This window comes from Alteromonas gracilis (assembly GCF_036870955.2).
Taxonomy (GTDB): Bacteria; Pseudomonadota; Gammaproteobacteria; order Enterobacterales; family Alteromonadaceae; genus Alteromonas; species Alteromonas gracilis_A.
Genome location: NZ_CP145482.2, coordinates 2,869,575 through 2,891,718, shown reverse-complemented (window position 1 = coordinate 2,891,718; position 22,144 = coordinate 2,869,575). Strand labels below are relative to the sequence as shown.

Here is a 22,144-nt window from a genome sequence, read left to right as displayed (position 1 = left end):
TTGTTTTTGGAAGGTAATAAAACACGTGAGCCGAGAAGCTCAACGTGTTCTAAAAGTTGATGTGGTTGAACGTCTATAACTTCGTTCAGCTAGAAAGTTTCATATATTATGTAGGTTTGTTTTGTATCTCTGGGTCTGGACTGACAAAGCCAGCTACTAGCTTTACACAAATGCAGTCTTCGTCGTCAGCGTCTGAATCGGTGATCACAATACTTCTGCCTGAATCTACTATTTCCCAAGTTAGGTCTCCCTCGGGGTCATTGGATATTTCTGGTGCTAAAAATACCATGGCTGCTGCGGTATCTGGTGTAAGGGTATAGGTAATGGTTGTGTTAGGCACGGTTACTTTAATGGGCGATTCTGGCGCATTGCCCTCTGGTGTTATGGTGAACGCACCTTCTGCGCTAACGGTTACACTGTAATTATAGTTGGGTGGTGTTGTCATTTATCAATTCCTTATTGATGATGGAAAAGTAGTGTGGCAGCGGTACTTTCATTCGAGCAAGCTGCGCACGTTTTTCGTTTACGGTATTTTGCTTGTTTAAACAGTAGCCCGAGAATACATAGGCTTGTAAATACGATGGGTGCTGACTTTGATTTATAACCTTACTAGTTAGGGTAAATAGGTCTTCACACTTTTTTGTTATGGCATTGATATCAAGATTGTTTTCATGCAGTGATTGACGGATACTAGCTAGCTGGTAGGGGATGTACTTTTTCATATTTTCGATGTTAAGTATATTCATGCGTATTGCATCACTTATACTTTCCGACATCGACTCTGTTTTTTCTAATGAGGTTAATAGCCTTTTACTAAGTTCCCACTTTCCTACGTTCTGAAAATAATGTGTGGCGTAACCTTTTGTAGTAACAAAATAATTTTCGCTCTGAATTTCGTCAATACTTATATTTAAGTCAGTGCTATTAATGTTTAATGAAGAAAGAGTTTGCGATTGATAGTATTTTAACAAGATTCCAATATTTATATGCTGAGACTTCCATGTGCTGTTATCAGGGTCCTGGGCGAGAATGTTACCCAGTAAGCTTTGCGCTTCTTGGAGCTTTTCGATTGATTTGGCCATGTCACTAGTAAACAAGCTACTTTCGGCAATATTAACTTTAACAAAGCTAAGATTTTCAATAATGGTTGCATTTCCGGGCGTAGACAGTAGTTGTTTTGTTAACATAACCTCAGCGCTTTCTAATGTTTTTATGGCGTCGCTTATATTTCCTAGGTTCATTAGGGTAGAGGCAATCCATGAATGGCTATTTGCTAAAGCAGTGACAGCCGAAATTGATTCGCCTGACTTTTCAAGTATCTGCTGCTTGTAAGCCAAAGAAGACTCAAAGTACGACAGTGCATGTGCAAACTCTAATTGACGAAAGGCCACGCTCCCCATGGAGTTTGTGGCATAACTGACCTCCATTAACGCGGTATCATTGTCTGGTTCTAACGTTAGCATTTCTTCGCTAAAATTTAAGTAACGCTTTAATTGTTTGCCAGCTAAATTCAAGTTATGAGCTTCAAATGCAATGTTCCCCAACCAAAATGCATTAGCCCCTGCGGCTTTTAATAGCTCGAAATTGTTGGGCTGCTCGCTTAGCAATGCTTTTAAACCTTTATCGGCCTGCTCGTACAATTTCTTAGCGGTGTTGGCATCGTCGCGGTAATAGCGCACCTCAGCCATCGCCTGCAGCGAAAGAGCATGCTGAAAACGCAACTCAAAACTTGGCTCTTGACCGATTGAGCCAAACCAACCTGATTCCTCTTCTTGTGCGGCTTCAACATAAGCTAATGCTTGTTCACTAATACCTTCAAGCAAATCCATGCGTTTAACACTTCTGAGCTTGTCAGCAAAATCGCCAATCATAAAACCCATAAGGTTCTCAGCCTCAACCCGTTTTCGTTCAGCAAGTTTTTGTGATTGCTGGCTGCTTAACATGGCAGTAAACGACACAAGAGTCAGGCATGCTAACAGCGCTACCGTCACGCCCTTAAACAATCGCTTTTGTTTAGCTTTTCGTGATGAAGCCTGTATAAGTAACTCTTCGTTTTCAGATAGACGTATGTGAGTACTGTCTCTTAGCGCCAGGGCATTCACCAGTGGCTTACCCTCTGCAAGCAGGTAGGCGTTGCTTTTTTCGTCTGATAGCCAAAGTTCAGCCTGTTTAGAAAGGCTTGACTTAGTGGCCAGAGTAGATTGATGTTGGCTAATCCATTGCTGCACGCGCTCCCATTTTCGCAGCACTGCTTCATGCGCTACCCTAAAGTTGGCAATGCCTTGGTTCAGGTAAGAAACAAACAAGCGGTTATCCACCATTTGCTTTACAAACTCTCGCTCAGCGTCAGTTGAAAGAGCGTCCCAATTTGCGCTTTTACTTGTTAAGTTTTTGCCTTCTTCGGTTAGTGTTACCAGCAGTGGCATTACTGAATCAAAAGCGTCCTGTACCTTTTTGGTTAAGGCGTTAAACAACACTTCCGCCTTATAGCCTATCGCACCCTCGATACCACCCAGTCTCTTGTAGGTGTCAATTTGCAATGTATTGTGGTGACGCTGTAAATACATTTCTTGAAGTGTGTATTGTAGCAAGGGTAAACAATTGGGTTCCTTGGCCGCATCAGCCAGGATGATGTCGTCAACCGACGCATTCGTGATTTCATCCCACTCCCATTCTAGACCAGCGGCTACGGCAGGCAGCTTAATAATCTGCGCCAATTCGCTTAGTGTAGGCGCTGCAATGTCCACATGAGCACCGCGTGACTTGTATTTCATTAAAGGGGAGTAATGTGAAACAAGAGGATAAAAGTCGTTTCGGCATACCAGTACAACAAGAAAAAAATTACTCTCACTCAGCGCTTCCAATAATTCAAAAACACCTAATTTAGCTTCTTCTGTAATAGTGGTACTGGCAAGAAGTGCTTCTAATCTATCGATAATCAACGCAAAGCATGGATAAGGAACATGAGTACCCACGCTTGAGCTCGTGTTGTTTTCATCAAACTTCTCAACCGTAAACCAGTGTTTTACATGTGATACAAGGTCGTCTGGAGAATGAAGTAAGGTGTTAGTTAAACTTTCAACGCTATATCCTTCAAATACTCCTTTCTCGCTGTTACCCCAATCTAGCATTTGTGCCGCTAATTCATTCAGCAAGCTGTGTGAACTATGGGTGTCCACATTGACATCGGCCATATCGATGCTGACATAATCGAATACGCGAATACCGTTTGTACCTTTATAGTCAAGCAATCTTGGGAGTAGCCCTGCGTGTACTAAGGAGCTTTTCCCTGAACCACTGGGCCCCATCACCAGCGTAAAAGGCCTGCGCTTTTTGAATTGCTCTGTAATGCGAGTTATAAGTTCTCTGGTCAGAGCATTTCTTCCGAAAAACACTTTGCTTTCTTTTGACGAGTAAGCACTCAACCCCAGAAAAGGGGAAGCACCTTCCCAGTTAGCTTGTGTTGCTTGCGCCTGTTCATCATTGATGAACTGAACGGGCGCGATAATGCGATAGCCTCGTTTTCTTATAGTTTCTATAAAAGTAGGGCTACTTGCCTTGTCATCTAGCGCTTTTCGCAGCTGAGTAATGGTTTTGTGAATTGGGTTGTCACCCACAGGGTTTGTGGGCCAGCACTGCGCAACAATATCGTCCGCGCTCACCACGTCGCCTTGCTGTTGGCACAATAACAGCAGCACGTCCATTGCTTTGGGTTCAATCGTACGTCTTGTTTTCCCTAACGACAACGTATTACTTGTAGCGTCTACTTGCCATTCACCCAAATAAAATTGATGGTTCAATGCCGAATCCCTATTTTCTGTACTTTCTGACATCACTGTACTTTACTTTTACTGTAAATGATAAAAGATCACCTGTGATGTTATTTTTACAGTCATATTAATTTCAATTAATTCAACTATGTAGATGAAAATTGTAAAAATTTTAATAATTTTTGAAATATCAAACGGCGTCGCTGGGTCTTCTTTAATACACGTGCTTACCGTACGTCAAACATGACTAATATTATTGAGGGTAGATCAATGAAACAAATCAAAAAATCATCTGTAGCTACAGCACTTGGTGCAGTTGTAATTGGCTCTTTGGCGTCTACGGTTGCCGTTGCTGAAATTAATCCTTTTGGCATGCAGTCACTAGAATCAGGTTACAGCCAATTTGCAGCTGAAGGCAAATGTGGTGAAGGTAAGTGTGGCGGCGATAAGTCAGCCAAAGAAGGCAAGTGCGGCGAAGGCAAATGTGGCGGCGACAAGCAAGCTAAAGAAGGCAAGTGTGGCGAAGGTAAGTGCGGCGGCGACAAAAAAGCTCACGAAGGCAAGTGTGGTGAAGGTAAGTGCGGCGGCGATAAAAAAGCCAAAGAAGGTAAATGTGGCGAAGGCAAGTGCGGCGGCGACAAAAAAGCTAAAGAAGGTAAATGTGGCGAAGGTAAGTGCGGCAGCATGTAATTAAGGCCTCATTTAGCGAGATAACACCAATTACACTAGTGTGATCCAAACTGTTATCTTGTAAATGCGTTGCTAAAATGGCCGTCGTTCGATGGCCATTTTTGTTTTAAATGGTAATGAAGTAGTGGGGAATGTATGAATGCCATCAAAGGTGCTGGTTTAGGCTTTAGACGAGAAATGCTGGACGAGCTTTTACCGTCTTTACCAAGCGAAGTCGATTTTTGGGAAGTAGCTCCCGAAAACTGGATTCCATTGGGTGGTCGCTATCAACAACAATTTGAACAAGCTTCAAAACAAGCTCCTTTCACTACGCATGGTTTGTCGCTTTCTATTGGGAGTAGTGACAAATTAGACGTTGAATTCGTCAAGAGCGTAAAGCGCTTCCTAGATACCAATAATATCGACTTGTACAGTGAGCATTTAAGCTATTGCTCAGGCAATGGACATATGTACGACCTTATGCCAATTCCTTTTACTGAGGACGCTGTGAGTCATGTGGTTGCTCGAATCAAACAGGTTCAAGATATTATTGAGCGCCCTTTGGTGTTAGAGAATGTGTCTTACTATATTGCACCGGGTCAAGAGATGACGGAGCTGGAGTTTACCAACGCGGTAATACAAGAATCTGGCTGTCTAATGTTACTCGATGTAAACAACGTTTATGTAAATAGTATTAACCACAAATATGATGCTCGTCAGTTTATAGAAGGTTTGCCTTCTAACAAGATAGTGTACGGCCACATTGCAGGGCACTATGATGAAGCAGAAGATCTAAAAGTTGACACACACGGAGCCGACGTTATTGAGCCCGTATGGAAGTTGCTTGAACATGCCTATGCAACGCATGGCGTTTTTCCAACATTATTGGAACGGGATTTTAATATTCCTTCTATCGATACTCTGCTATCTGAGGTACGTCGTATTAAACAAATTCAAGAACAGTTTGTTAGCGTTGACGTTACTGCGCTTAACGGGAGCGTGGCGTGAATAAACCGTTTCAATCTGTCCAGTCAGAATTTGTAAGTGCAATAAAAGATCCGTCTTCGTATCAGCGACGCAGCAATGAAGAATCGCGAAGAATGGAGATATATCAGTCGTTGTTTTTCAATAATATCGACAACTTTGTGAGCACTGCCTTTCCCGTACTTAAATCTATAGTTATTAAACTCTATGGTGAGAAAGGGTGGGAATCGTTAGTGAGACAGTTTTTTATAGAACACGAATGTCGTTCACCTTATTTTGCAGAAATTAGTAAAGAGTTTGTTGAGTACCTCTCTCGCTCGCCCGAACTTACTATAACGTTGCCGGAATTTAGCGCTGAACTGGCGCACTATGAATGGCTTGAATTAGATGTAAGCATTCGCTCGAATGATGACACGGCAACTTTTTATGAAGAAGGTCAGCGTGTAAGTACAATAAGAGTATCACCCTACGCCTCGTTAGCAGGCTATTCCTATGCGGTCCATTTAATAGGCGATGACTATATGCCAGAGACGACCGCGCCAGAGCAACAGTTTTATGTAGTTTACCGTGATGCGCAATGCAATGTTCAATTTGCCAATATCAACCCGGTTACTGCAATACTGCTTAACACATTGGAACAGCAAGACAATGGTGTAACGCTAGAAGGCCTTAGTGAGTTGCTTAAAAACCAACTTCCTCAAATACCTGAGGAAGCCCTAAAATCTGGAATGCAGCAAACCGTGTCTGAAATGCTGCAAAAAGGCATCATAATGCTTAGCTTTTGCTAGGTTAAACACACTTCATTTATTCGCTTTATATTAAACTTTAGCCCTGATCTGTATCGAAAGTGAGCGATCAACTACATTAGCGCTGTCAATCGCGCTTGCTTTCGATTAACATTTAGCACCATTTTTTTGTTCATAAAATTGTTTAGGTAGTGCAAATGGCTGACAATTCAGATTTCAAAGAAGTCTATAATAAGTGGTACTTTCTAGCATCGCTCGTAACTCTAATCGCGTTTCCGTTGATGCATATCATCGTCGACTGGTTTACCTTCTGGTTATAACGCAGACATTCAAGGCAATATTGTGACTGCAGAATATATTAAATCAGTAGTAAAAACCGTACCTGACTATCCAAAGCCAGGTATTTTATTTAGAGATGTAACCAGCGTTTTGGAAGATCACAAAGCGTTCAGTAGCTGTATCTCATTGCTTGTTGAAAAATATCAAGGCATGGGCTTCACTAAAATTGCGGGTACAGAAGCGCGTGGTTTTCTTTTCGGTGCACCCTTGGCTATCGAAATGGGCATCGGCTTCGTTCCTGTAAGAAAGCCGAACAAGCTTCCACGCGAAGTGGTTAGCGAAAGCTATGAGCTTGAGTATGGCACCGATACATTAGAAATTCATAAAGACGCTATCGAGCCAGGCGATAAAGTACTTCTTATCGATGACTTGCTGGCGACTGGCGGCACAATTGCTGCTTCTGCAAAGCTTATTCGCTCTCTAGGCGGAGAAGTCAATCACGCAGGCTTTGTCATCAATCTTCCGGATTTGGGCGGTTGTGAGAAACTTACTGCGCTAGATATTGAAAGCTATTCAATTTGCGAATTTGACGGCGAGTAAACGCCTCATACTTTGTCCACAAAGCATATAAGGCTAAAAACGTAATAATGAGTTATCAGGTATTAGCAAGGAAGTGGCGCCCAGGCAAGTTCAGTGAACTTGTAGGGCAAGAGCATGTAGTGTCAGCCATTTCGAATGCTTTGGATAACGATCGCTTACATCACGCGTACCTATTCACGGGTACTCGCGGTGTAGGAAAAACGACTATTGCGCGTATCTTTTCAAAGAGCCTTAATTGCGAAGAAGGACAAGGTGCAAACCCTTGTGGTCAATGTAATACCTGTAAAGAAATAGAGCAGGGTAATTATGTTGATTTGCTCGAGATTGACGCAGCATCAAGAACGAAGGTAGAAGATACACGTGAGCTTCTTGATAATGTGCAATATAAGCCCACACGGGGCCGATACAAAGTGTACCTCATCGATGAGGTACACATGCTATCAAAGCACAGCTTCAATGCGTTGTTAAAAACGCTTGAGGAACCACCACCGCACGTCAAATTTTTGCTGGCGACTACTGATCCGCAAAAGTTACCGATAACGATTTTATCGCGCTGCTTACAGTTTAATCTAAAAGCCATGTCACGTGAGCAGATCGTAGGGCAGTTGTCTCATATCCTTGAACACGAACAGCTTCCGTTTGAACCCCAGGCAATTGCTTTGTTGGCACGAGCTGCACAAGGTAGTATGCGTGACGCATTAAGTTTGACTGACCAAGCTATTGCGCAAGGTGGTAATCAAGTCGTCGCGTCAATCGTGACAGATATGCTTGGTCTGATGGATAAAAACCAGCTGTTAAAAGTCATTCATGCCGTGGTGAACAAAAGCCCGGCAGACGTGCTGCAACTGGTCAACGACATTGCTGAGCAAGCGCCTGATTATGACAATGTACATGGTGAGCTTGCGAGTCTTTTGCATCAAATAGCCCTTACACAGTGGGTTCCAGAAGCGTGCAAACTAGAGACGACGTCTGCTAAAGCTATTTATCAACTAGCCAAAACAATACCAGCAGAGCAGGTTCAACTGTTCTATCAAATTGCACTACAAGGCAGAAAAGACTTACCTTTTGCTGCAGACGGTAAAAGTGCTTTTGAAATGACGTTAATGCGCATGATGACGTTTGCGCCATCTGCACCGCTTGCTGATACGGCTTCCGATATAGCGTCGGGAATCAGCGGCGTTGCATTGCCGATTAGTGGCAAGGCTAATCAGAGTAATACAGCGATATTGCCTACTGACCCAAGTGGTGGCCCGGGAAACGTCAGTAAGCAGGAGGATACGCATGCAAGCGAAACTTCTGCAACTTCAATAAAGACGCAAGACGCTATCGACGACAGCCATGTTGTTTCTGATGAGACAGAAACCCCGGTACATTTACAGCCAGATGAAAAGTCTGAAAATGACGCATTAGATACACCATCGCCACAAGCCATGGTTTCTGAGCAGGCCACATCAAACCAAGCGATCCCAGAGTCAGCTCAAACTGCGCCAGAAAGTACAGAGTCGGATACGTCTGCCTCAGACACGGGTTTTGATGGACCACCGTTAGATGCATACATGGATGATATGCCAGCGTCGTCAGATGATGACGCAGATTATGGCATCGACAATATCGACTTGCTAGGTTCACTCTGAAGCTAAAGTACCTGAAGAACACAATTCAGCAGCCAGCACAAATGCGCTTTCGGCAGAAGAACAACTGACTTCAACGGCTGATATGCTGGCGCTTCGTCAAAAGCTGAAACAGCGCAAGGCCGAAGACGCAGACAGCAAAGCAACTGACGGTGGGGCTAACTCGGGGCTGACAAGCGCAGACGAGATTCAGGCTCGATTTGTAAAAACAGCGACACCATCTGCATTAGATAATGAACCCAGCGGATCCAACGAAGATAGCGTACCAAGCGCTGATACGGTTGCCGAGGCCAGCGTTGCTGGAGATTCGGCAGCACAGGATGCTGTGCAGGTTACTAGCGATGCATCTACAGCTGCCGATACCGCAGTGAAAAGTGCTTTCCCTAGTTCGGAACAACATAACGCTGGACAGCATGAAGTTAGCAACGAAACATCAAACGACGATTTTTCATTTAACGAGTTCGACTCTGATGCCCCATACGCGAATGAGCCCAGCGCTTCAGCGCCTTTTGAAAGTGAGGCCCATGCGCCTTCCTTTGAAGAAGTTCAAAATGAAGTAGTCGAGCCCTCAATAGCACAAAAAGGTAAAGAGACATCTACAGTTGAGCATGATGCGCCACCTTGGGAAAGCCAACAACACAGCTCGGCAGAATACGCAGAGGCTGACAATGAGCCGCTGCCTCATTGGGAAAGTGATATGCCCGTTGAAGGTGCTGCGCTTCAAAATCATGACAATACTAAGCTCGGCCATAGCGAGGAGCAAACTGAATCATCTGACGCTGATTTTGCTCGCGATGCATTTGATTTCGATACGCCGCTTGCCACAACGTATAACGGAAGCCTTAAGGCTTATCTCAATGACGGGAACAAACTCACTCATGCCAGTCAAATTGATAGCTGGAGCCAGTTGGTAGAGCAAATGCCTGTTGCTGGTTTACTAAAGCAGCTAGTATTGCATGCGTCTTTTGCTAGAAATGGGGATACGGTATCCCTTGAAATTGACCACAGTCAGTCGCATTTATTAAACGATAGTACAAAACAACAGCTTATTGATGCAATGCATCATGGACTGGGTGAAAACGTAAATGTAGATATCACGTTGGGGGAGCCGTCAACGACGCCATTTGCGCTACAACAAGAAATACATGCCATGCGCCACGCGCATGCGCACTCGGTTGTAAATACCGACGATACAATTCAAGCACTGCTATCGACCTTCGATGCCTCAGTATTAACCGACACGGTTAAAGCAAGATAGTAGTTTTATTAACACCAAAACGAAGCGAGACAAGAATATGTTTAAAGGTGGAATGGGCAACATCATGAAGCAGGCGCAGCAAATGCAAGAGCGCATGCAAAAAGTACAAGACGACCTAGCTAAACTAGAAGTAACTGGTGAAGCGGGCGCGGGTATGGTTAAAGTTACTATGACCTGTAATCACAATGTTCGTCGCGTCGATATTGACGAATCATTGATGGATGACGACAAGGATATGGTAGAAGATTTGGTGGCTGCAGCGTTCAATGATGCAGTTCGTCGAGTGCAAGAAACCAGTAAAGAAAAAATGGGCGATGTAACGGGTGGGATGCCGCTTCCTCCTGGCTTCAAAATGCCGTTTTAATCTAGAATATTCAAAAAAGCCGACCTTGATGTCGGCTTTTTTATTGCCATCACTTTTCAATAAAAGCCTGCTCAATAACGTAATGCCCCAATTGGCGAGAGTTCGCTTTAGTAAATCCTTGATCGTTTAGCATGCTCATTAAGTCTTGAAGCATGGCATCATTGCCACAAAGCATGAATCGATCGTGTTCTTTGTTTAACGATGGCATGTCTATATCATCAATTAGCTTTTGACTCGCTAGCAAATCAGTAATACGGCCTTCGTGCACCTTACCATTGTGAGTGTAATGCTCTCGGGTTACCGTAGGGTAGTAAATAAGTTTGTCTTGCACCGCTTCGCCAAAATAGGGGTTTTGAGGTAGCTGGTTTTCAATTTCGTCTTGATAAGCAAGTTCACTTTTCCAACGCGTACCATGAACAAGAATAATTTTTTCGTAGCGTTCATAAATGAAAGGATCACGAATAACACTCATAAATGGGGCAAGTCCCGTACCAGTGCTTAGTAAATAAAGGTGTTTGCCAGGCAGGAGATAGCCTGGCACCAGAGTTCCAGTAGGCCTCGCATTTAGCATAATCTCATCGCCAGGCTGAATATTTTGCAGTCTTGAAGTTAGTGCGCCGTCTGGCACCTTAATACTAAAGAATTCAAGCTCGTCTTCGTAGTTAGCACTGGCGATGCTGTATGCGCGCATGAGCGGTTTGCCGTCAACCTCTAGCCCAATCATTACAAACTGGCCATTTTCAAACGTGAATGACGTTTCTCTGGTAGTCTTAAAGCTAAATAAGGTGTCGTTCCAATGATGCACGGCTGTTACCGTTGCGTTAATTAAATTTCGCACTATTTCTCCTGCTTGTCACACTGATTCATGGACTATCGCTGACAATCTTACATACTTTTTATTAAAAATAATTCTCATTACATTTGGTATGTTCCTATCTTTACTACTCCAACGTGAGTAAATTGGTTTTGTCTTGCTTACATTAGGACAATTCGCCTTGCATATTCTCGTGGTAAACAAGACATTACAATGTTGTCACAATAGGTCGTTCGACTTGCGAAGAAAGGCCTGTACACAGTAAAACTATAGAAGGGTAAACAAAAAGTACTGAGTATAGTGTTAGCAAAAATATTTGGTCGATTACAGGCAAAGGACAGAAGTCGCGGTGTGGTAAAACGTCAACAGCACGGAGCCGTGTCAATATGGAAAGACACAGGGCAAGTGTACTACCTTGAAAACACCCTCAAGCTTACTTATCAGTCTAATGCTTAGCGCCATTACTCTAGAAAAAATAGTATTAGATGACTTACCTGAAATCTTGCATCAACTTCAAAGTGTCGATGCAAAGACTCCGCTTGCAAGAAAGGAAGTGGCAAATCAAACCGATGCGTTCAGCGTCAGTGTGTGCGGCGTTACGTGGCAAACGTCAGATAATGGCGATAGTGTGCGTATAAAAGCTTTACCTGAAGCGGCTGCGCTGCGAAGCCCAAGTGCATGTTTTACAAAGTCGCAAGCCATATTTAAACATGCTTTCATGCTAGAGCATGATGATTTACTTGCTCCAATTTCTTCCTCGAATAAGCCAGGGATATTCATCTATAACCGAATCTCAATTGAGGATTTCACCAAGCAAATTGCGCGCGCCAATGCGCGAATAGCTCCCGCACAAAAAGCAAAGGTAGCCATTGGACAAGACAATTTTTCTTCTGCTTTTACTGAACATGAACAGGCAATAATCGACCAATTTGTCCAGCCAGGCGAGCCGCGTGAAAAGCAGCTTAAGTTGCATCCGAGCGATAGGAAAGAGCGCTAAGACCCCAGTAGAATGTTGGGAAAGCAACACTTCTTACTTGGATGCCTTAAAGTGCAAGGCAAATTCTATATATTTTTCCATTCCCAACAATGGCTCTTTACCTAGCCATAATTTTGACCCAATTTTCACCTTGTCCAAGATAGCCTGCGCATTACATTCACTAAGCGAGGAAATCTTTATGGTAAGAGTATTCATGCTTCTTTGCATGATCAGCCTATCCGGTTGCTCAGTTGTAAACACATTGAGAATGAAAAGTGCAAACGATGATATCGTGCCATTGTGGGCAAAGGCACAATCGATACAGCACTTTGATGCAACCTATATTGGGCATAAGCCTTATATAACCGTTAATGCAAATGGACAAGACTTGTTGTTTCTCATTGACACTGGAGCATCATTTTCAATTCTTTTTGACACAGAGAAAGGAAGGAATGTGTCTTCAACCAAAGGATATGAACTTTCAGTAGGAGGGTGGGGAGAAGGCGCAAGTACACCAGCTTATCAAACGGTTATCAATACTCTGATGCTTGGAAACATAACGTTTAGCGATGTTAAAGTTGCATATATTCCCCTTTCAGAAAGTCATTATTACCATACACCACAAGAGGCCCGCTTTGACGGTGTTCTAGGCCACGATATTTTACGCCATTTTGCTTGGAGGTTTGACAAGCAGTCAGGCGTAATTTCTGCATCTCGAGAGCCTCTGTTGCCAATTGCCAACCACGTAGCCATTCCGTTCACTACGTTTTGGGGAAAATTGAGCATACCAGCATCAGTACACTTTGACAGTGAACATCAGTATGAAAGAGAGGTAGTGATAGATACTGGCAGTCGACACTACTTCAAACTTAATACCGCTTTCATAAAAAATAACGATATAACACTCCCGCAAACCATAAGTGCCGCTGACTTTGGCATGAATGGCAAAGCCATGCATCATCGCTTCACGTTGGATAAGCTCGTTATTGGCGAACTTACTTTTAACAACGTAAAGTCGAATGTCATTAAAAGCGATGACGAGGATGACTGGTGGATCATTGGTAGTGCGCTTATTAACCAGTATGTCTCTATTATTGATTACCATACATCACAGTTTGCGCTTACTCCCTATGAAAATAGTGTATTCCGGTCACAGTACAACCTGTCAGGTTTAGAGATACGAAAACTTATTGACGGCAATTTTGTTGTTAGGCATGTCGCTGACGGGTTTGCTGCGAAAGACGAAAATATTGAAGTAGGAGATGTGATCACCAGGATTAACCAAATGCCTGCTCAAAGTTTGTCAGAAGAGGAGTGGCTCAGTATTGCTAACGTCGACATACCGCTTTCGCTCTGTATTGAAAGCAAAAGGTGCGTTACTCTCCCTATGAACCATATCGACGGCTACTCTAATTTGTAAACGGTCCGCTGTAACATCATTTTGGCATTAGCTGTGAGGATATTTTAAATGCTTCGCAGCTTTCGTTTTATTGGGGGCACTAGACAGATTTACTTATGCAAACACATTTTATCAAGCATCGCCTTTTTATCTCTTTTGGTGTACTTACCTCTGTATTGTGTATTCTCTTTGGCGCCATCACATGGTTGTTTGCGGTGGTGACTGAAGACGATGTAGTAAAACGAGTGATGCACGCCGAAGCGCGCTACATCAAAAATATTTATGCTACGAAAGGTGAGCTGGTCGACCCCCGAGTTGATTACGTTACGCTTTACATTGATGAAGACAGCCTACCTGAGGATATCGCTAAAGGTGTAGCACGCTTTGATCATGAAAAAGAGTTCACAGTAGCTGAATTTAACTATCATTTTGACCGATATACCACGCACGACGGTCGCCACTTTTTACTGTTAATTGAAGACTCTAAACTTGCAGTTATTAGCAGTTTAAGCGCTTTGCTCAACGGCTTTTTATCGGTCGTTACGCTTATTGTTATGACAATTGCACTCACTATTGCTTGGCTCATTTCAAATCGTATTGCTAAACCTATTGAAAAGCTCACTTCGGATGTACTGAGCCATAAAGCAGGCACCGTGTTTCCATTTGAATCGGCAAAGTACAAAGATGAGACGTCCTTGCTTCGAGAGGCATTTGCTATGGCGCTCAATGAGAACTACGCGCTGCTACAACGGGAGAGAAACTTTACTCGTGACGTTAGCCATGAACTAAGAACGCCTATTGCACTGTTGCAAAATACATTGTTGCTTTCAGGTGAGGAGCCTATCGGAAATGAAGATAAAGCATTACTTTCGCAAGTAAGTGAAAGTTTAAAAAATACCATTGAAGTATTGTTGGCACTCGCCCGCTCTGAAAATTTCCATATGCAATATATCGAGGTAAAACCTCTTTTAGAGAAACATATTGTCATGTTACACCACAATATGCCGGGCACGTGCATTGAGGCAACATTAGCGCTCGATGAAAAGTCTACCGTTTATGGCAACCAAGTGCTGGTAGGTTTGTTGTTTCAAAACCTTATCAGTAATGGTATTTACCATAGTGGCACCCAGTCGGTAACAGTACGTAGTGCACCAAACAAGCTTATTTTTGAAAACAGTATTGTGGCAAAAGCGAACAACTTATATCAGGGGTTAGGGCATGGCAATTACCTTGTACAGCGCATTGCTGATGCACTCAACTGGCATGTACATATAGACAAAAGTGAAAGTAGTTATCGTGTGACTGTTATGACGAAATGCGACTAGAGTGTGGCTGCCTAAAGATCCTTGAGTTGATAGCCAACACTGCTAATAGTGTGAAGTTTTGGGCTATCGGTAACCGCATCTAGTGCTTTTCGTAGGTTATACATGTGAGACTTCAGTGCATTACTTTCAGGAGGAGTTTCTCCCCACAACAGCAAAGAAATATCGCTTCGCGTTACAGGGTAAGGATAACTCAGCAGCAGCTTATGTAAAATTTGAAAGCTTACATTAGTGAGCTTTATCGGAGTTCCAGCCCATGTCACTTGATGGGCACGTGTATCCAATACCATTTGGCCTTTTTCTAACTTGGTATCAAGGTGTAACTCAGGTCGTCTCGAAAGAGCTTCGCAGCGCAAAACTAACTCTCTAAGATCGAAGGGTTTTGTAAGGTAGTCGTCTGCACCTTTGGCAAACCCCTTTGCTTTATCTTCATATGAATCTCTAGCGGTTAGCATAAGAACAGGCGTTGTCCGTTTTTGATATGTTTTTATTTGTTCGCAAATTTGCAGTCCGTCTATATCGGGTAAGTTTAGGTCTAAAACAATGACATCGAATTGATAATGCTCACTCAGTGTTAAGCCTTCTTTACCATTGGCTGCGTAATCGATGCACCAACCCACGCCCTCTAGAAAACGACAAATTTGATTAGCTAAGGCGTGATTGTCCTCAATAACGAGTACTGAGAGAGAGGCTTGAGCCATAGAAACATTCCTTCAATAATACTTATTTAATGGATACCTTAGCCAATGATAGGTAAACGCAGGGTGAACCATGCAAATATTCCATCAACTTTGTCTATCATGCAATTGTTGACTTCTTAAAAGATCTGCTTTAGCGCAATCCTCGTTATACAATACTGCTTTAATTGACCATTGGTGCTTTTGGCTCGGTCGATTCTTATTATCAATGATGGCTTTGTTATCAATGGCATGGCCCGCCGTGGAGGCATTACATTTGCGAAGGAAAGGCCTGGTTTCTACTACCGTTTTATTGCTGCCTGTTGCGGCCGCAGCATTATTTTTAAGTGTTCATGAGCTTTTTAGCATGAAAACTGTGTCTGTTGACGCTAAGTTAAAAGAAATATCCGGTATAGAATTCGATAAATACAAGCGTTTATGGGCAATAAACGATGGTGGAGACGGCCCCATTTTGTATATGCTTAATAAAGATGGCAGTGTGGCGCGCGAAGTGAGCGTTAGCAATGCAAAAAATGTTGATTGGGAGGACATGACGCAAAATCGTTTTGGGCACTTTTTCTTAGGTGACTTTGGCAATAATGATAATGACCGCCGTTGGTTAACTATTTACAAAATTGAAAACCCTATCGATATAAAGAGCGATTCTACTGAAGCTGAAATTATCAAGTTCACATATCCGCAAATGTCCAAAGATAAAGTCGCGCCACACGACAAGAACTACGACTTAGAAGCGTTTGTGGAATTTAATCGTCATCTTTATCTGTTTACCAAAAACCGGACTAAACCATTCGATGGTATTACAAAGCTCTACAAAGTAGGAGATCATGCAGCAAATTTTGATGCTCAGCTAATCGGGGAGTTTAAGACCTGTACCACTTTAGAAAAGTTGTGTTGGATTACTTCTGCAGCGATAAGCCCCGACAGAACCAAACTTGTGTTGCTTGATTCGACCAGTTTGTGGCTTTTCGAGAATTTTGAAGGCGACAATTTTTTTAGTGGTGATGTGTCTCGCATTGACCTTGGTATTGTGACGCAAAAAGAAGCCGTAACCTTCTATGATGACAACACATTGGTATTCACCGACGAGGAATTTAAAGGGCTTGTTGGCGGAAATGTCTATGAAGTTAAGCTCGACCAAGTAAAGCGGAACGTGATTAAATACGCGAAAGACACTGAAGACAAACAATAAGTGAAGTAGTAGAAAACTATGAAGTTCAGCCCATTACTCTCAGAACTAATTCAAGCGTTAACTTGCTTACCTGGCGTCGGAAACAAAAGCGCACAGCGCATGGCGTTTCATTTGCTAGAGCGCAATCGCACTGGTGCGCTCGATTTAAGCAATGTGCTGCACAATGCCATGGAACATATTCATCATTGTAAGCGTTGTAGGACCTTTACCGAAGATGAGTTGTGCGATATCTGTCGGCACCCCGAGCGCGAAGCTAGTGGGTTATTGTGCATAGTTGAGAGCCCGCAAGATGTATTGGCAATTGAACAAACTCTTAGTTACAAAGGCCAGTACTTTGTTTTAATGGGGCATTTGTCACCTATTGACGGCGTTGGGCCAAATGAAATAGGGCTAGATGAATTTGAGCGTCGCTTGCAAGCAGGGGGTATCAATGAGGTTATCCTTGCGACAAACCCGACAGTGGAAGGCGAAGCCACCGCGCATTATATTGCGCAGTTGTGCGCATCGCATAACGTAGAAGCTTCTCGTATAGCACATGGTGTACCGGTGGGTGGGGAACTTGAGTATATCGATGGCAATACGCTTACCCATGCCTTTTCTGGACGCCGCAAACTTTAAGCCCAACACGCGCTCGTAAAATGAGTTCATCACATGATGTCGGTTTGTGCAATGCAAATCGAACGTCATGATAGTTTTTCCGCTCTAACTAATAAATTTTCTTTCTAAACATTGAAAAATGGCCTCAGTGTCCCTACCTCGCTTACAGTATCAAGATCCATTCAATGAGGAGATATTGGATTATGGCTGAAGCAGCCCAGAAAGAAACCCACGGTTTTCAAACAGAAGTAAAACAGCTTCTTCATCTAATGATTCACTCTTTGTATTCGAACAAAGAGATTTTCCTACGTGAGTTAGTGTCAAATGCCGCCGATGCAGCAGATAAGCTTCGTTTTCGCGCATTAGAAAACGATAGCCTCTACGAAAATGATGGCGACCTTAACGTTAAACTTAGCGTAGACAAAGAAGCGAACACTGTCACCATCACTGATAATGGTATTGGGATGACACGTGATGAAGTCATCGCGAACCTAGGCACAATTGCTAAGTCAGGAACGAAAGATTTCTTCAGCAAGTTGTCGGGCGACAGTGCGAAAGATTCACAGCTTATCGGTCAGTTTGGCGTAGGGTTTTACTCTGCGTTTATCGTTGCTGATAAAGTAACTGTGCGCACTCGTGCCGCAGGAGCCGACGCTTCTGCTGGTGTTGAGTGGGTCTCAGATGGTGAAGGTGAATTCACTATTTCAGAAATCAACAAGCCGACCCGCGGTACTGAAATAACCCTTCATCTTCGTGAAGAAGAAAAAGAGTATGCGGATACATGGCGTTTGCGTTCTATCGTGAGCAAGTATTCAGATCACATCAGCATTCCCGTGCAAATGTGGAAGGATGAAGTGCCTGAAAGTGAAGGCCCTGATGGTGAGAAAATTGAAGCGCAGCCTGGTGAGTGGGAAGTGGTTAACAAAGCCACAGCACTATGGACGCGTGAAAAGTCTGATATCTCTGCAGAAGAGTACAACGAGTTTTACAAGCACATTTCGCATGATTTCACCGACCCGCTAGCGTGGGCGCACAATAAAGTCGAAGGTAAAACAGAATATACAAGCCTGTTATACATACCATCGAAAGCACCGTTTGATATGTGGAATCGCGACCAGAGCCACGGCTTGAAACTGTATGTGCAACGCGTATTTATTATGGATGACGCAGAGCAGTTTATGCCGACATACCTACGTTTTGTGAAAGGCTTGTTAGACAGTAATGACCTTCCACTTAATGTGTCTCGTGAAATTCTTCAAGACAATAAGATTACACAGGCACTGCGCCAGGGGTGCACTAAGCGTGTGTTGCAAATGCTTGAAAAGATGGCGAAGAATGATGCTGAGAAGTATCAGTCATTTTGGAATGAATTCGGTAACGTGCTGAAAGAAGGCCCAGCCGAAGATTTCAGTAATCGCGAAAAAATCGCTGGTTTACTGCGTTTCGCTTCTACACACGGCGATTCAGATGCTCAAACTGTGTCACTAGCTGATTACATTGAGCGTATGAAGGAAGGCCAAGACAAGATCTACTATGTAACTGCAGACAGCTTGCAGGCGGCTAAATCAAGTCCGCACCTTGAGATTTTCCGCAAGAAGGGCATCGAAGTACTTCTTATGGGTGAGCGCATCGATGAATGGTTAATGTCACACCTTACCGAGTTTAATGAGAAACAATTTGTTTCTATTGCAAAAGCAAACTTGGATTTAGGCGACTTAGAAGACGAAGAAGCCAAGAAAGCGCAGGAAGAAGCAGAAAAAGAAGTTGAAGGTGTGCTAGAGAGAGCGAAAACTGCACTTGGCGATAAGGTAATTGACGTTAAGTTTACACACCGTCTTACCGACTCGCCTGCGGTTATTGTCGCTGATGACAACGGCATGACCACGCAGATGATGAAGCTGATGCAAGCGGCTGGACAAACCGTACCAGACGTGAAGTACCACTTCGAGCTTAACCCTGAGCATAGCTTGGTTAAATTGCTTGCCGACACACAAGACGAAGAGTTATTCAATCAATGGGTAGGCGTGTTGTTTGACCAAGCTGCACTGTCAGAACAAGGTAGCCTAAAAGACCCTTCAACCTTTGTTCAGAACTTGAACACTTTGCTAATGAAGCTGGCAAAATAAGCAAGTGACCCAATAGGTTTACAGTGAAAAACGGGCTTAATGCCCGTTTTTTTATGCCTAATCGCCACTTGTGTTAGTTTGTGGTTTTTATTGTGCTATATTCGTGCTGATTATTGGTTTTAATGACGGTCCGTGGAATGATAGTTTCACATGGGCGAATAATACTTAAGCGACTTACATAGGTTGCCTATAAGCTGAACATATATTCGCCATTAGTCTTAAGATTCACCTAACGGTGCTTGGAACACTTGTCACTCAACAGGACAATGTGTAAAGTGCCCGAAGTAAAAAAGTTCAAAAATCATAAGCGGAGAACGCACTCATGCGAATCATTCTTCTCGGCGCTCCTGGCGCGGGTAAGGGCACACAAGCTCAGTTTCTAATGGGCAAATACGGCATTCCTCAAATCTCTACAGGCGATATGCTTCGTGCAGCGATCAAGGCAGGCACAGAGCTAGGTCTTCAAGCAAAACGCGTAATGGACGAAGGTAAATTGGTTTCTGATGAGATCATTATTGGCTTGGTTAAAGAGCGCATTGCTCAGGACGACTGTAAAGACGGGTTTTTGCTAGACGGTTTCCCTCGCACTATTCCTCAAGCTGATGCGATGAAGGAAGCAGGCGTATCAGTTGACCATTGCATAGAGTTTGACGTTGCTGATGACGTAATCGTTGAACGTATGGGCGGTCGCCGAGTGCACCCTGCATCGGGTCGTGTATACCATGTTGTGTACAATCCTCCTAAAGTGGAAGGTAAAGACGATGAGACGGGCGACGAACTTATCGTACGTGATGACGACAAAGAAGAAACAGTACGCAAACGTCTAGCAATCTACCACGAGCAAACAAAGCCGCTGGTAGATTATTACAGTGCAGAAGCGGCAGCAGGCAACTGTGCTTATCACAAGCTTGACGGTACACGTCCAGTGGAAGAAGTAAGTGCTGAGCTTGCTGAGCGTCTGGGCTAACTATTCGTCCAGATTAATTAAGAAGGTCGCTAAAAGCGGCCTTTTTTGTATCTTGTATCTTGTAAATCAATAGCGTTTAATACTTAGGGTGAGCGTGCTATGTTGTGACGCTTGCTAGCACTTGAATTCCTGAATAACAATAACATGTGGAGTAGACCATGGTTTTGCCAATTACGGCTTTTTACGCAAGCTTACTGGGTATTTGTTATCTTTATCTCTCAATTTTAGTTATTGGCGCACGCCGTCGTAATAAAGTGGGTATCGGCGATGGGGGTCATGAGGACCTAAGTCGCTTGGTGCGAGCTCATGGGAATTTTAGTGAATATGTGCCGATCACGCTCATTATGATTGCGTGTTTTGAAGCAAACACTGGGCAAATGTGGGTAGTGCATGCGCTTGCTGGCGCTTTGCTTTTTGGTCGGGTACTGCACGCCTATGGGCTTGGTAAGCATGCGGGCGTAAGTTGGCAGCGCTTTGCTTAGGTATGATTTTGACGTTTGTAGCTATGTTATGTGCTGCCGTGGGGAACCTAATACTCATTCACTTTGGTATGTAAAAGGTGAAGAACAAAAAAACGCCCAATCAAGGGCGTTTTTTAATTCATAGCACTATTTACTAAAAGCGATAGGTAAGTTTTGAATACACAAAACGTCCCCTAGGATTGTGAACCCCGCCTACATATCCGTATAAGTCACTATCTCCGTTACCAATGGCGAACGGTGGATCTTCATCAAGTAAATTATTCGAGCCGATTACAAGTCGTAGGTTGTCGCTATAGTTATAACCGAACTGAAGGTCTACTAGCATTTGAGAATCAACCATGCGTGACGTGTTTTCTTCAAAATCGAGTACGCCATCAAAGTTAATATCTGGCGTATCTTCAAACTCGCCTATGTAGCTAATATTCAGGTTGGCATCAAACGCACCTTTTGACCAGGTTGTTACGAACAGCCAGCGGTGCTTTGGGTAACCATATTCACCCGTGAAGTCTAAATCATTTCTTACTAATAAGTAATTGAAATACATGCTGGAGAAGGGGAAAGGCAGGAGCAGTGAAACTACTCCATAAAAATAAGTAAGCAGTGAAACTACTCCAGAGAGACAAATAGACGCTCTTTGCGTGGCAAATAGTAGTTCTCACTATCTACTGAGAATGCAATTGATGTCGCTTTACCTCGCACCTCTGAGATCGGGAAAAAGCCGTAATACCTCGAATCTACACTGTTGTTTCTGTTATCTCCCATTGCCAAAATGTGTCCTTCTGGCACCACGACTTCGTTAAAACTTGAAGCGGGACTTGGCGTTGCACTAAGCGCTATCGTTCTTTTAGTGTCACTAAATTCTTCTTTATAGAGAGCCGTGTTTATTGCTTTTAAGCGAGCGGGCTCACCATTGATAATGAGTCTATTATTGTTAAGCGACACGGTGTCGCCTTCAACTGCTACAACGCGCTTTATTAGTCGGTTTTTCGCTGCATGGCTATCAATGATAACAATATCGCCTCGCTCTATGTCGCCAGTACTCATGAGTTCATAATTGGTAAATGGCACATCTAGTGAGTAAGCCATTTTGTCAACAACTACTCGGTCGCCAATTTGTATATTCGGCTCCATGGAACCAGACGGAACGTGATACCAATCAGCCACGCTGCTTCTAAACGAAAACATCAGTACAATGAGTAAAATAAAAGGGAGATTTTCTTTTAATTGTTTTTTTAGCGATAACATTTAATAGACTCTCTATGGACAGACACAC

General features: G+C 43.4%; 19 protein-coding genes and 2 pseudogenes. 15 read left to right on the top strand and 6 right to left on the bottom strand.

Annotation, left to right across the window (positions count from 1 at the left end):
- Positions 1-106: 106 nt before the first annotated feature.
- Together V6N89_RS13960 and V6N89_RS13955 are read right to left on the bottom strand one after the other, a co-directional pair.
- A complete protein-coding gene (locus V6N89_RS13960) occupies positions 107-445 on the bottom strand; it encodes a DP-EP family protein (protein WP_338518105.1) in 339 nt (112 codons plus the stop codon).
- On the bottom strand, positions 423-3,800 hold the full coding sequence (locus V6N89_RS13955; RefSeq protein ID WP_346992830.1) for a winged helix-turn-helix domain-containing protein: 3,378 nt from the start codon (positions 3,798-3,800) through the stop codon (positions 423-425). The genes V6N89_RS13960 and V6N89_RS13955 overlap by 23 nt, the downstream gene beginning before the upstream one ends.
- 240 nt (positions 3,801-4,040) lie before the next feature.
- On the opposite strand from V6N89_RS13955, the gene V6N89_RS13950 reads away from it, so the two are divergent.
- The 7 genes from V6N89_RS13950 to V6N89_RS13920 all read left to right on the top strand — a co-directional run bounded on the left by V6N89_RS13950 (position 4,041) and on the right by V6N89_RS13920 (position 10,301).
- Positions 4,041-4,460 carry an HvfA family oxazolone/thioamide-modified RiPP metallophore gene (locus V6N89_RS13950; RefSeq protein ID WP_338518103.1) on the top strand — a complete coding sequence of 140 codons (420 nt, stop codon included), beginning with the start codon at positions 4,041-4,043 and terminating at the stop codon, positions 4,458-4,460.
- A gap of 135 nt (positions 4,461-4,595) precedes the next feature.
- A complete protein-coding gene (locus V6N89_RS13945) occupies positions 4,596-5,447 on the top strand; it encodes an HvfB family MNIO-type RiPP peptide maturase (RefSeq protein WP_338518102.1) in 852 nt (283 codons plus the stop codon).
- A complete protein-coding gene (locus tag V6N89_RS13940) occupies positions 5,444-6,211 on the top strand; it encodes an HvfC family RiPP maturation protein (protein WP_346992829.1) in 768 nt (255 codons plus the stop codon). The genes V6N89_RS13945 and V6N89_RS13940 overlap by 4 nt, the downstream gene beginning before the upstream one ends.
- A gap of 300 nt (positions 6,212-6,511) precedes the next feature.
- Positions 6,512-7,048 (top strand): adenine phosphoribosyltransferase, encoded by a 537-nt coding sequence (apt, locus tag V6N89_RS13935; protein WP_346992828.1) that lies wholly within the window; start codon positions 6,512-6,514, stop codon positions 7,046-7,048.
- A gap of 47 nt (positions 7,049-7,095) precedes the next feature.
- Positions 7,096-8,682, top strand: coding sequence for a DNA polymerase III subunit gamma/tau (gene dnaX / locus V6N89_RS13930; protein ID WP_338518100.1), 1,587 nt, complete (start codon positions 7,096-7,098; stop codon positions 8,680-8,682).
- Between the two features lie 82 nt (positions 8,683-8,764).
- Entirely contained in the window at positions 8,765-9,937 is a 1,173-nt protein-coding gene (locus V6N89_RS13925) for a DNA polymerase III subunit gamma/tau C-terminal domain-containing protein (protein ID WP_338518099.1), read from the top strand.
- A gap of 37 nt (positions 9,938-9,974) precedes the next feature.
- Positions 9,975-10,301, top strand: coding sequence for a YbaB/EbfC family nucleoid-associated protein (locus V6N89_RS13920; RefSeq protein ID WP_014998895.1), 327 nt, complete (start codon positions 9,975-9,977; stop codon positions 10,299-10,301).
- Positions 10,302-10,350: 49 nt separating this feature from the next.
- Here V6N89_RS13920 and V6N89_RS13915 read toward each other — a convergent pair whose 3' ends face one another.
- Entirely contained in the window at positions 10,351-11,139 is a 789-nt protein-coding gene (locus V6N89_RS13915) for a ferredoxin--NADP reductase (RefSeq protein WP_338518098.1), read from the bottom strand.
- A gap of 391 nt (positions 11,140-11,530) precedes the next feature.
- Between V6N89_RS13915 and V6N89_RS13910 the strand changes: the two genes are divergently transcribed.
- The 3 genes from V6N89_RS13910 to V6N89_RS13900 all read left to right on the top strand — a co-directional run bounded on the left by V6N89_RS13910 (position 11,531) and on the right by V6N89_RS13900 (position 14,815).
- On the top strand, positions 11,531-12,112 hold the full coding sequence (locus V6N89_RS13910; RefSeq protein WP_338518097.1) for a hypothetical protein: 582 nt from the start codon (positions 11,531-11,533) through the stop codon (positions 12,110-12,112).
- 178 nt (positions 12,113-12,290) lie between these two features.
- Positions 12,291-13,511, top strand: a complete 1,221-nt coding sequence (locus tag V6N89_RS13905; protein WP_338518096.1) for an aspartyl protease family protein — start codon at positions 12,291-12,293, stop codon at positions 13,509-13,511.
- Between the two features lie 95 nt (positions 13,512-13,606).
- A complete protein-coding gene (locus V6N89_RS13900; RefSeq protein ID WP_338518095.1) occupies positions 13,607-14,815 on the top strand; it encodes a sensor histidine kinase in 1,209 nt (402 codons plus the stop codon).
- 11 nt (positions 14,816-14,826) lie between these two features.
- Here V6N89_RS13900 and V6N89_RS13895 read toward each other — a convergent pair whose 3' ends face one another.
- A complete protein-coding gene (locus tag V6N89_RS13895; protein ID WP_338518094.1) occupies positions 14,827-15,513 on the bottom strand; it encodes a response regulator transcription factor in 687 nt (228 codons plus the stop codon).
- Positions 15,514-15,766: 253 nt separating this feature from the next.
- Between V6N89_RS13895 and V6N89_RS13890 the strand changes: the two genes are divergently transcribed.
- The 5 genes and pseudogenes from V6N89_RS13890 to V6N89_RS13870 all read left to right on the top strand — a co-directional run bounded on the left by V6N89_RS13890 (position 15,767) and on the right by V6N89_RS13870 (position 20,945).
- On the top strand, positions 15,767-16,699 hold the full coding sequence (locus tag V6N89_RS13890) for a hypothetical protein (RefSeq protein ID WP_338518093.1): 933 nt from the start codon (positions 15,767-15,769) through the stop codon (positions 16,697-16,699).
- Between the two features lie 18 nt (positions 16,700-16,717).
- Complete coding sequence (gene recR, locus V6N89_RS13885) at positions 16,718-17,317, top strand: recombination mediator RecR (protein WP_338518092.1); 600 nt, start codon at positions 16,718-16,720, stop codon at positions 17,315-17,317.
- Positions 17,318-17,499: 182 nt separating this feature from the next.
- Positions 17,500-19,422 carry a molecular chaperone HtpG gene (gene htpG / locus V6N89_RS13880; protein WP_338518091.1) on the top strand — a complete coding sequence of 641 codons (1,923 nt, stop codon included), beginning with the start codon at positions 17,500-17,502 and terminating at the stop codon, positions 19,420-19,422.
- 322 nt (positions 19,423-19,744) lie between these two features.
- Positions 19,745-20,389 carry an adenylate kinase gene (gene adk, locus V6N89_RS13875; protein WP_338518090.1) on the top strand — a complete coding sequence of 215 codons (645 nt, stop codon included), beginning with the start codon at positions 19,745-19,747 and terminating at the stop codon, positions 20,387-20,389.
- A gap of 158 nt (positions 20,390-20,547) precedes the next feature.
- A pseudogene (locus V6N89_RS13870) lies at positions 20,548-20,945 on the top strand (MAPEG family protein).
- Between the two features lie 59 nt (positions 20,946-21,004).
- Here V6N89_RS13870 and V6N89_RS13865 read toward each other — a convergent pair.
- Positions 21,005-21,382: pseudogene (locus tag V6N89_RS13865) on the bottom strand (TonB-dependent receptor); the annotation flags it as partial.
- Between the two features lie 95 nt (positions 21,383-21,477).
- Positions 21,478-22,116, bottom strand: a complete 639-nt coding sequence (gene lepB, locus V6N89_RS13860; protein ID WP_338518089.1) for a signal peptidase I — start codon at positions 22,114-22,116, stop codon at positions 21,478-21,480.
- Positions 22,117-22,144: the final 28 nt, after the last annotated feature.

Excerpts from the sequence above, each read along its gene's own strand:
- adk (WP_338518090.1), top strand. The coding sequence starts at position 19,745 with ATGCGAATCATTCTTCTCGGCGCTCCTGGCGCGGGTAAGGGCACACAA.
- recR (WP_338518092.1), top strand. The coding sequence starts at position 16,718 with ATGAAGTTCAGCCCATTACTCTCAGAACTAATTCAAGCGTTAACTTGC.
- lepB (WP_338518089.1), bottom strand. The coding sequence starts at position 22,116 with ATGTTATCGCTAAAAAAACAATTAAAAGAAAATCTCCCTTTTATTTTA.
- V6N89_RS13895 (WP_338518094.1), bottom strand. The coding sequence starts at position 15,513 with ATGGCTCAAGCCTCTCTCTCAGTACTCGTTATTGAGGACAATCACGCC.
- V6N89_RS13920 (WP_014998895.1), top strand. The coding sequence starts at position 9,975 with ATGTTTAAAGGTGGAATGGGCAACATCATGAAGCAGGCGCAGCAAATG.
- V6N89_RS13960 (WP_338518105.1), bottom strand. The coding sequence starts at position 445 with ATGACAACACCACCCAACTATAATTACAGTGTAACCGTTAGCGCAGAA.
- V6N89_RS13945 (WP_338518102.1), top strand. The coding sequence starts at position 4,596 with ATGAATGCCATCAAAGGTGCTGGTTTAGGCTTTAGACGAGAAATGCTG.
- V6N89_RS13925 (WP_338518099.1), top strand. The coding sequence starts at position 8,765 with ATGCTGGCGCTTCGTCAAAAGCTGAAACAGCGCAAGGCCGAAGACGCA.
- V6N89_RS13905 (WP_338518096.1), top strand. The coding sequence starts at position 12,291 with ATGGTAAGAGTATTCATGCTTCTTTGCATGATCAGCCTATCCGGTTGC.
- dnaX (WP_338518100.1), top strand. The coding sequence starts at position 7,096 with ATGAGTTATCAGGTATTAGCAAGGAAGTGGCGCCCAGGCAAGTTCAGT.
- V6N89_RS13950 (WP_338518103.1), top strand. The coding sequence starts at position 4,041 with ATGAAACAAATCAAAAAATCATCTGTAGCTACAGCACTTGGTGCAGTT.
- htpG (WP_338518091.1), top strand. The coding sequence starts at position 17,500 with ATGGCTGAAGCAGCCCAGAAAGAAACCCACGGTTTTCAAACAGAAGTA.
- V6N89_RS13900 (WP_338518095.1), top strand. The coding sequence starts at position 13,607 with ATGCAAACACATTTTATCAAGCATCGCCTTTTTATCTCTTTTGGTGTA.